The organism is Intrasporangium sp. (assembly GCF_032907665.1).
GTDB lineage: Bacteria > Actinomycetota > Actinomycetes > Actinomycetales > Dermatophilaceae > Intrasporangium.
Window position 1 is genome coordinate 1 of sequence record NZ_JAJJPG010000129.1, and the last position, 9,318, is coordinate 9,318.

At 70.8% G+C, this 9,318-nt stretch carries 9 protein-coding genes; all 9 read left to right on the top strand.

What is annotated here, in order from left to right:
• Positions 1–2,499: alanine--tRNA ligase (gene alaS / locus LOY02_RS15585; RefSeq protein ID WP_317183281.1), on the top strand; the 2,499-nt coding region annotated here is incomplete at its 5' end.
• The gene (gene ruvX, locus LOY02_RS15590) at positions 2,496–2,996 is read left to right on the top strand and encodes a Holliday junction resolvase RuvX (protein ID WP_410505963.1); all 501 of its coding nucleotides are present in this window, start codon (positions 2,496–2,498) and stop codon (positions 2,994–2,996) included. The genes alaS and ruvX, both read left to right, overlap by 4 nt.
• Complete coding sequence (gene mltG, locus LOY02_RS15595) at positions 2,993–4,201, top strand: endolytic transglycosylase MltG (protein WP_317183282.1); 1,209 nt, start codon at positions 2,993–2,995, stop codon at positions 4,199–4,201. Before ruvX ends, mltG begins: the two co-directional genes overlap by 4 nt.
• A 16-nt stretch (positions 4,202–4,217) precedes the next feature.
• Complete coding sequence (locus tag LOY02_RS15600) at positions 4,218–5,033, top strand: shikimate dehydrogenase (protein ID WP_317183283.1); 816 nt, start codon at positions 4,218–4,220, stop codon at positions 5,031–5,033.
• Positions 5,033–5,734, top strand: coding sequence for a prepilin peptidase (locus LOY02_RS15605; protein WP_317183284.1), 702 nt, complete (start codon positions 5,033–5,035; stop codon positions 5,732–5,734). Before LOY02_RS15600 ends, LOY02_RS15605 begins: the two co-directional genes overlap by 1 nt.
• Positions 5,735–5,834: 100 nt before the next feature.
• Positions 5,835–6,410, top strand: coding sequence for an NADPH-dependent FMN reductase (locus LOY02_RS15610; protein WP_317183285.1), 576 nt, complete (start codon positions 5,835–5,837; stop codon positions 6,408–6,410).
• Between the two features lie 59 nt (positions 6,411–6,469).
• Positions 6,470–7,690 (top strand): chorismate synthase, encoded by a 1,221-nt coding sequence (aroC, locus tag LOY02_RS15615; RefSeq protein ID WP_317183286.1) that lies wholly within the window; start codon positions 6,470–6,472, stop codon positions 7,688–7,690.
• Positions 7,684–8,211 (top strand): shikimate kinase, encoded by a 528-nt coding sequence (locus LOY02_RS15620; protein WP_317183287.1) that lies wholly within the window; start codon positions 7,684–7,686, stop codon positions 8,209–8,211. Before aroC ends, LOY02_RS15620 begins: the two co-directional genes overlap by 7 nt.
• Positions 8,208–9,302 (top strand): 3-dehydroquinate synthase, encoded by a 1,095-nt coding sequence (gene aroB, locus LOY02_RS15625; protein WP_317183288.1) that lies wholly within the window; start codon positions 8,208–8,210, stop codon positions 9,300–9,302. Before LOY02_RS15620 ends, aroB begins: the two co-directional genes overlap by 4 nt.
• The last annotated feature ends 16 nt before the right edge of the window (positions 9,303–9,318 follow it).

Here is a 9,318-nt window from a genome sequence, read left to right on the forward strand (position 1 = left end):
GCGACGAGCGTGCAGAAGTGCGTGCGCACCCTCGACATCGAGGAGGTCGGCAAGACGACCCGGCACGGCACGTTCTTCCAGATGAACGGCAACTTCAGCTTCGGCGACTACTTCAAGGAGGGCGCGATCACGCTCGCCTGGGAGCTGGTCACGACCCCCCAGAACCAGGGCGGCTACGGCTTCGACGAGAAGGACCTCTACGCGTCCGTCTACCACGAGGACGACGAGGCGATCGCGATCTGGAAGCGGGTCGCCGGTCTGCCCGACGACCGCATCGTGCGACTGGGTAAGAAGGACAACTACTGGAACATGGGCGTCCCGGGGCCGGGTGGACCGTGCTCGGAGATCCTCATCGACCGAGGGCCCGAGTTCGGGGCCGACCGCGACTGGGAGGCGGGGGACCGCTACCTCGAGTTCTGGAACCTCGTCTTCATGCAGGACGACCTCTCGGCCGTGCGCGCGAAGGACGACTTCGACATCGCGGGTCCGCTGCCCAAGCGCAACATCGACACCGGCATGGGCCTCGAGCGGGTCGCCTTCCTGCTTCAGGGCGTGGACAACATCTACGAGATCGACGAGGTGTTCCCCGTCATCGCGGCCGCCGAGGACCTCTCGGGCCGTCGCTACGGGGCGGACCTCGAGGACGACATCCGCTTCCGGGTCGTGGCCGACCACGTGCGCTCGGCCCTCATGCTCATCGGCGACGGCGTCACCCCGGGCAACGAGGGACGCGGCTACGTCCTGCGACGGCTGATTCGCCGCGCGGTCCGCTCGATGCGGCTGCTCGGCGTCGATGCCCCGACCCTCGAGCATCTGCTGCCGGTGAGCAAGGACCGGATGATGGCCTCCTACCCGGAGCTCGAGCGCTCGTTCGGTCGGATCAGCCAGGTCGCCTATGCGGAGGAGGACGCCTTCCGCCGGACGCTCAGCGCGGGCACGACCATCCTCGACGTCGCTGTCGCGAGGGCGAAGTCGAGCGGCGCGTCGACCCTGGGCGGCGCCGAGGCCTTCCAGCTGCACGACACCTACGGTTTCCCCATCGACCTCACCCTGGAGATGGCGGCCGAGCAGGGTCTCAACGTCGACGAGACGGGTTTCCGGCGGCTCATGGCCGAGCAGCGCGACCGGGCCAAGGCCGACGCCAAAGCCAAGAAGATGGCCCACGGCGACGTGTCGGTCTACCGCCGGGTCGCCGACTCCCTCGGCCATGCGGTCGAGTTCACCGGCTACGACGAGGTCGCGTCGGAGTCCAGGGTTCGTGGCCTGATCCGTGCGGGCGAGCTGGTCGAGTCGGCGCGCCAGGGAGACGACATCGAGCTCGTCCTCGACCGCACGCCCCTCTATGCGGAGGCGGGCGGCCAGCTCGCAGACCACGGTCGGATCCGTCTCTCGAGCGGCGCCCTCCTCGAGGTGCGTGACGTGCAGAAGCCGATCAACGGGCTCATCGTCCACCGGGCCACTGTGCTCGAGGGCGAGGCCGTCACCGGCGACGAGGCCGAGGCCGTGGTCGACGTGTTGCGACGCCGGTCCATCTCCCGGGCGCACACAGCGACGCACATGGTCCACCAGGCCCTCCGCGAGGAGCTCGGTGACACCGCCACGCAGGCCGGCTCGGAGAACTCGCCCGGGCGCCTGCGCTTCGACTTCAAGGCCCAGAGCCCAGTCCCCATCGAGGCGATGGCCGACATCGAGGCCAAGGTCAATGCCGTGCTGCTCGACGACCTGCCCGTGACGGCCGACATCATGTCACTCGACGAGGCGCGGGGCATGGGGGCACTGGCGTTGTTCGGCGAGAAGTACGGCGACCGGGTCCGCGTCGTCTCGATCGGCGAGTGGTCCATCGAGCTCTGTGGCGGCACGCACGCCCTGCGGGCCGGCCAGCTCGGCGTCGTCAAGCTGCTCGGTGAGGCGTCCATCGGCTCGGGCGTGCGGCGCGTCGAGGCGCTCGTCGGGGCCGATGCCTACCATCACCTTGCCCGCGAGGCGGCCATCGTCGGGCAGCTCACCGACCAGCTCAAGGTGCGCACGGAGGACCTGCCCGACCGGATCGCGAGCATCCTGTCCAAGCTCAAGGAGGCGGAGAAGGAGATCGCGGCGGTGAAGCAGGCCCAGGTCCTCGGGGCCGCGGCCGGGCTGGTCGCCACGGCTCGCGACATCGGCGGGGTGACCTTCGTCAGCCATGACGCAGGCCCAGATGTCAGCGCCGACGACCTGCGGCCGCTCGTCCTCGACGTGCGACGCCGCCTCGGAAACGACCGCCCGTCGCTCGTCTCGATGGCAGCGGTGTCCAACGGACGCCCCGTTGTCATCGTCGCGACGAACGACCGGGCGCGCGAGATCGGCCTCAAGGCCGGTGCCTTCGTCAAGTCAGCCGCGCAGGTCCTCGGCGGAGGCGGCGGCGGCAAGGACGACATCGCCCAGGGTGGTGGCACCGACGCCTCGATGGTCTCGAGCGCGTTGGGCGCCGTCGAGCAGCAACTTCGCCAGCGGGGCGCGTGACGGTGCTCCTGCGGCCCGGAGTGCGGATCGGCGTCGACGTGGGCAGCGCCCGCGTCGGCGTCGCCGCCTCTGACCCGTCTGGCACCTTCGCGCACCCTGTCGAGACCCTCGCCCGGGACGTCTCCGGCCAGTCCGATCTCGAGGCGATCGGCGCACTCGTGGCCGAGCGGGAGGCCGTCGAGGTCATCGTGGGCCTGCCGCGTCTGCTCTCCGGTCACGAGGGAGAGGCGGCCAGGATCGCCCGTGCCTACGCCATGGAGCTCGCGAACCGAGTCGACCCAGTGCCTGTGCGACTCGTCGACGAGCGCTTGACCACGGTCGTGGCGCACAAGAGACTACGCGACAGCGGTGTGCCGGGTCGGGGGCAGCGCTCCGTCGTCGACCAGGCTGCGGCTGTGCTCATCCTGCAGTCCGCTCTCGACGCCGAGGCCTCCGCTGGCAGGCCGGCGGGTGAGATCGTCTCGCTCGGCAAACCACGGAAGGCGCGTCGTCGATGAAGGACCATCTCGAAACCTCCATCTTCGGTGACCACGACGACGAGCCGCACGACGAGGTTGCCGCCCCCGTCCAGCAGCCGCGCACCCGCCGTGAGGCGCGCGAGGCCGAGCTCGCCGCACAGCGCGCCGCCAGACAGGAGGGCAAGGGCCCGAAGGGCCGGCCCTCCGTGGTGCGCCGGCTCGCCGTCATCGTGCTGGCGCTGGCCGTCGTCGGCGGTGGCGTGGCGATCGCCTACACCTACCTGCGTCCCGTCGTCGCCGGATTCCTCGAGTCCAACGACTATCCCGGCCCCGGCTCCGGGTCCGTCCGTGTCACCGTGGCTCAGGGCGCTGGGGGTTCGGCCATCGCGCAGGTCCTCGCCGACCAGGACGTCGTCAAGTCGACCAAGGCGTTCATCGAGGCCGCCCAGGACGACCCGAAGAGCGCCGGCATCCAGCCCGGTGTCTACGAGATGCGCAAGCAGATGAAGGCCACCGACGCGCTCGCGGTTCTCGTCGACCCGGCGAACCGGATCGTCCAGCGGGTGGTCGTGCCAGAGGGGAAGTGGGCCAAGGAGGTCTACCCGATCCTCTCCGAAGCCACGGGGATCCCGGTCGCGCAGTACGCAGAGGCTGCCAAGGATGCGAAGGCCCTGGGCCTACCGGCGTCGGCGAACGGCAACGTCGAGGGGTACCTCTTCCCCGCCAGCTACGAGTTCGAGCCCGACAGCACGGCCGTCGACCATCTGCGCCAGATGGTCTCGGAGTCCACGAAGCGGCTCGATGCCCTCGGCGTCACCCCCGAGCGGATGGAGCGCACGATCATCGTGGCCAGCCTCGTCGAGGCCGAGGCGCGCTTCGAGGAGGACCGTCCCAAGGTGGCCCGCGTCGTCGAGAACCGGTTGGCACAGGACATGCCGCTCCAGTTCGACTCCACGGTCAACTACGCGACCGGCAAGCACGGCATCACGACGACGGACGCGGACCGCGCGAGCGACAGCCCCTACAACACCTACAAGGTCAAGGGCCTGCCGCCGGGCCCGATCGGCAACCCCGGCGAGAGCGCGATCAAGGCCGCCGCTCAGCCCGCCGACGGACCATGGCTCTACTTCGTGACCGTCGACCCCGCCAAGGGCACGACGAAGTTCGCCGTGACCTTCGAGGAGCACCAGGCCAACGTCGCCGAGTTCCAGAAGTGGTGCCAATCGAACCCGGGCCAGTGCTGAGCACGGTGTTCAGGGCGTGAGGTGCGCGGTCTGGGGGTCGCCGATCGCGCACTCGCTCTCGCCCGTGCTGCACCGCGCCGCCTACGCCGCACTGGGGCTGCGCGACTGGACCTACGAGCGGCAGGAGGTCGACGAGGGCGGGTTCGCCCAGGCCTTCAGCGAGCTCGATGACACGTGGCGGGGGCTGTCTCTGACCATGCCGCTCAAGGAGGTGGCCGTCCGAGCCGCTGACCGCGTCGTGGCGACGGCAGCGGACACGGGGGTCGCCAACACCCTCGTGCGCGAGCCGGAAGGGTGGACGGCGCACAACACCGACGTCCACGGCATCGCCATCGCCCTCCTCGACGCGGGGTGCTACGACACGACACACGCCCTCGTCGTGGGCAGCGGCGCCACCGCGAGGTCCGCAGTCGCCGCGCTCGCATCGTCCGGCACTCGTCGCATCACCTTCATGGTGCGCGACCGGGCACGCCCAGCGACGGTCGAGCAGGCCCGACGCGCCGACATCGCCGTCGACGAGGTGCCGATGGGCCGGTGGCCGTTGACCGATGTCGTCATCAGCACCGTCCCTCCCGCGTCGGTCACCGGTCTGGACGGCTTCCCGCAGTCCGATCGAGCCGAGAGCCCCCGCACGGTCCTCGACGTCGTCTACGGTGACGGCCGCACACCCCTGCAGCGCGCGGCCGCAGCAGCGGGTTGGACCGTCCAGGAAGGGACGTCGATGCTCCTACACCAGGCAACCGAGCAGGTCCGCCTGATGACGGGACGACCGGCACCCGTCGAGGCGATGCAGGCAGCGCTGGAGGCCGCCTTGGCGGAGCGGTCCGCCTGATGACGTGGGCGGACTTCCCACCGACCCCGTGGTGGTACGTCGCGGCACTCTCCGTCGCGGGCGCGGTGGTCGGACAGCTGCTCGGCACCCGCCTTGCGACGCTCGGCTACCGGCTCGACCACGAGACCGGCCTGCGCCCGCGGACACCTGCGTGGGCCGTGGCCGGCGCGCTCGGGACGCTGTGGGGCCTGCTCGCGTGGCGTTTCGGTCCGGCTGCCGACTACGCACTCGCCCCCGCCTACCTCGGGTTCGCGGCGGTTGCGGTGGCCCTGACCTGGGTGGACGCCGACGTCCACCGGCTCCCGCACGGGCTGACCCGACCTGCCTACCCCATGCTCGTCGGCCAGCTCACTCTCGCGTCGTGGGCGTCCGGGGACTGGGCCGCACTGCGGAGAGCGCTCATCGCGGGCGCCGTCCTCTGGGCCCTGTACCTCGTTCTGGCTCTCCTCGCGGCGTTGTTGCGCAGCGGGTTCGGCCTCGGCGACGTCACCCTGGCCGGACTCGTCGGCATCGCCACCGGGTACGTGTCTCCCTGGGCGCCTGTCGTCGCGACCTACGCCGCGTTCCTCCTCTCCGGGGCCTACGGCCTCGCGCGCATCATCGTGCGTAGAGGGTCCCGCAAGGACCACATCGCCTTCGGCCCGTGGATGCTCGTAGGGGCCCTCATCGCCCTTCTCGTCGACGTCCGCCCCTTCTTCTGACGAAGGTCGGGCGGTCTGCCCCGACGAACCGGGTAGGGGTGGGCTGGCTGCGTCAGCGACGGAGGCCAGGATCCAGAGAGGACCCAGAGAGGACCCAGAGATGACCACGCAGCAGGTCGGCTACTTCGTCGGCAGCCTCGCAACCGGCTCCATCAACCGCATCCTGTCGAAGGCACTCATCCGCGTTGCTCCGGCCAACATGGCGTTCACCGAGATCCCCATCGGCAACCTTCCCCTGTACAGCTACGACTACGACGCCGACTACCCGCCGGAGGGCCGTGCCCTCAAGGAGGCGATCGCGGCGGTCGATGCGGTGCTCTTCGTCACGCCGGAGTACAACCGGGGCATCCCAGGCGCCCTGAAGAACGCGATCGACTGGGCGAGCCGCCCCAAGGGGCAGAACTCCTTCGCCCGCAAGCCGTCGGCCGTGATCGGCGCCTCACCCGGAGCCATCGGAACGGCGGTGGCACAGCAGAGCCTCAAGCAGGTCCTCGCCTTCTGCAACAGCCCACTGATGAACGCGGTGGAGGCATACATCCAGTTCACACCGGAGGTCTTCAGTGACTCTGGTGAGGTCAAGGACGCGGGGATCGAGGAGTTCCTGCGCAGCTACATGCGGGAGTTCCACGAGTTCATCGCGCGCGTCCTCACCGTCCTGCCGCCCGACGAGCTCTAGCCCGTCCCCGGGTGGCGGGCGCCGCCGGTCGCCTGCAGGCACCGTGGGAGGATCGGACCATGTTGCGATGGTTGACCGCCGGGGAGTCTCATGGGCCGGCCCTGGTGGCCATGCTCGAGGGGTTGCCGGCTGGGGTGCACGTCACGGCCAAGGACGTCCAGAACGCCCTCGCCCGGCGGCGGCTCGGCTACGGCCGGGGCGCGCGGATGAAGTTCGAGCAGGACGAGGTCGAGTTCCTCGGCGGCCTGCGTCACGGGGTCACCCTCGGGTCGCCCATCGCGATCCGCATCGGCAACAGCGAGTGGCCGAAGTGGATGACCGTCATGAGCCCCGAGCCGGTGGACCCCGACGTGCTCGCCGCGGCCGACGACGTCAATGCGGAGCGGGAGATCGCCCGCAACAAGCCGCTGACCCGCCCTCGCCCGGGACACGCGGACCTCGTGGGGATGCAGAAGTACGGCCACGACGACGCCCGCCCGGTGCTCGAGCGCGCCTCGGCGCGGGAGACCGCGGCCCGTGTCGCGCTGGGCGAGGTTGCGGCCCGTTTCCTCGAGCAGGCCTACGGCATCCGCCTCGTGTCCCACACGGTTGCGATCGGCACCGCGGCCGCCCGCCCTGAGGCAGACCCGCCGACGCCCGACGACGTGGAGCGGCTCGACGCCGACCCGGTCCGCGCTCTGGACCCTGACGGCTCGGCCGCGATGGTCGCCGAGGTGGACGCGGCGCGCAGGGACGGCGACACGCTCGGCGGCGTGGTCGAGGTCCTCGCCTATGGCCTGCCACCGGGTCTCGGCTCCCATGTGCACTGGGACCGCAAGCTCGACTCCCGGCTGGCCGCCGCCCTGATGAGCATCCAGGCCATCAAGGGCGTCGAGGTCGGTGACGGCTTCGAGACAGCCCGACGCCGGGGGTCGCACGCACACGACGAGATGGACCTCGTCGACGGGACGATCCGTCGGCGCACGGACCGGGCCGGCGGGACGGAGGGGGGCATGTCGACCGGTCAGCCGCTCCGGGTGCGTGCCGCGATGAAGCCGATCAGCACCGTGCCCCGTGCCCTCGCGACAGTCGACGTCGCCACAGGGGAGGCGGCCACGGCGATCCATCAGCGTTCCGATGTCTGCGCCGTGCCGGCTGCCGGGGTCGTCGCCGAGGCGATGGTCGCCCTCGTGCTCGCCGAGGCCTGCCTCGAGAAGTTCGGGGGCGACTCGGTCGAGGAGACGGCGCGCAACCGGGCTGCCTACCTGGCGTCCATCCCTGAGGCCCTGCGCACATGGTGACCGACCGCACCCGCCCCGTCGTCGTCCTCGTCGGGCCGCCCGGGTCGGGAAAGAGCACCGTCGGACGCGTCCTCGCCGAGCGCCTGGGCACGACGCTGCACGACACCGATGCCGCCATCGAGGCCGCCGAGAGCAGGTCCATCGCCGACATCTTCGTCGACGACGGAGAGCCGGCCTTCCGAGACCTGGAGCGCGCCGAGGTCGCCCGCGCCCTCGCCGAGGAGCGAGGCGTCCTCGCGCTCGGCGGTGGTGCGGTCATGGACCCACGGACCGAGCAGGCGCTGGAGGGGCACGTCGTCGTCTTTCTCGACGTCGCCATCGCTGACGCAAGCAAGCGTGTCGGCTTCGACCGCTCTCGCCCCCTTCTCTCCGTCAACCCGCGAGCCTCCTGGGTCGCCATGATGAACGCTCGGCGTGCGACCTACGAGCGGGTCGCGACCCACCGCGTCGACACCGCCGGCCGACTCCCGGACGACATCGCGGACGAGATCGCCGGGCTCCTCGAGGGAGCCGAGGCGTGACAGCCGCGCCGCCGACCGTGATCCCGGTCGGGGACGACTACGACGTCGTCATCGGGTCCGGCGTCATCGACCGCGTGCCGGATCTGCTCCGGGGGGAGGTCGAACGGGTTCTCGTCGTCCACCCACCGACCCTGCGCGAGCTCGCCGGTCAGGTGGCGGCAGGGCTCACCGCGAGGGGGTATGCCGCTGAGCTCGCCGAGGTGCCGGACGCGGAGTCCGCGAAGGCGTCCTCCGTCGCCGCCTCGCTCTGGGCGCAGCTGGGCAGGGCGGGCTTCACCAGGAGCGACGCGGTGGTGGGTGTGGGTGGTGGATCGGTCACCGACCTTGCGGGGTTCGTCGCGGCCACCTGGCTGCGCGGTGTCCAGGTCGTCCAGGTCCCGACGACGCTGCTCGGCATGGTCGACGCCGCGGTCGGGGGCAAGACCGGCATCAACACCGACGAGGGCAAGAACCTCGTCGGTGTCTTCCATCCACCGGTCGGGGTGCTCTGCGACGTCGACGTGCTCACGACCCTCCCGGAGGCCGACTTCGTGGCGGGCCTGGCCGAGGTCGTCAAGTGCGGCTTCATCGCGGACCCCGCGATCCTCGAGCTCGTCGCTCAGGACCCGGTTGCAGCCCGGCGGGCCGACAACCCTCGGCTGCGAGAGCTCATCGAGCGAGCGATCCAGGTCAAGGCTGACGTCGTCGCGGTCGATCTCAAGGAGAGCGCGCTCCGCGAGATCCTCAACTACGGCCACACCTTCGGCCACGCCATCGAGCAGGTCGAGGGCTACACCTGGCGGCACGGCGAGGCGATCAGCGTCGGCATGGTCTACGCGGCAGAGCTGGCCCGACTGACGGGACACCTCGCCGGGCCCGATGGCGAGGGCCTCGTCGCCCGGCACCGGGCGCTGCTCGAGTCGATCGGGCTGCCGACGAGCTACCGTGGCGACCGGTGGGAGGCGCTCCTGACGGTCATGCGCCGCGACAAGAAGTCCCGCGGCTCGACCCTGCGCTTCGTCGTCCTCGACGGCCTCGCGCGGCCGAGCCGACTCGTCGGCCCCGACGACTCGGTGCTGCGGGTTGCCTACGAGAGGGTCTCCGCTGGATGAGCCGATCCCGCGGCGA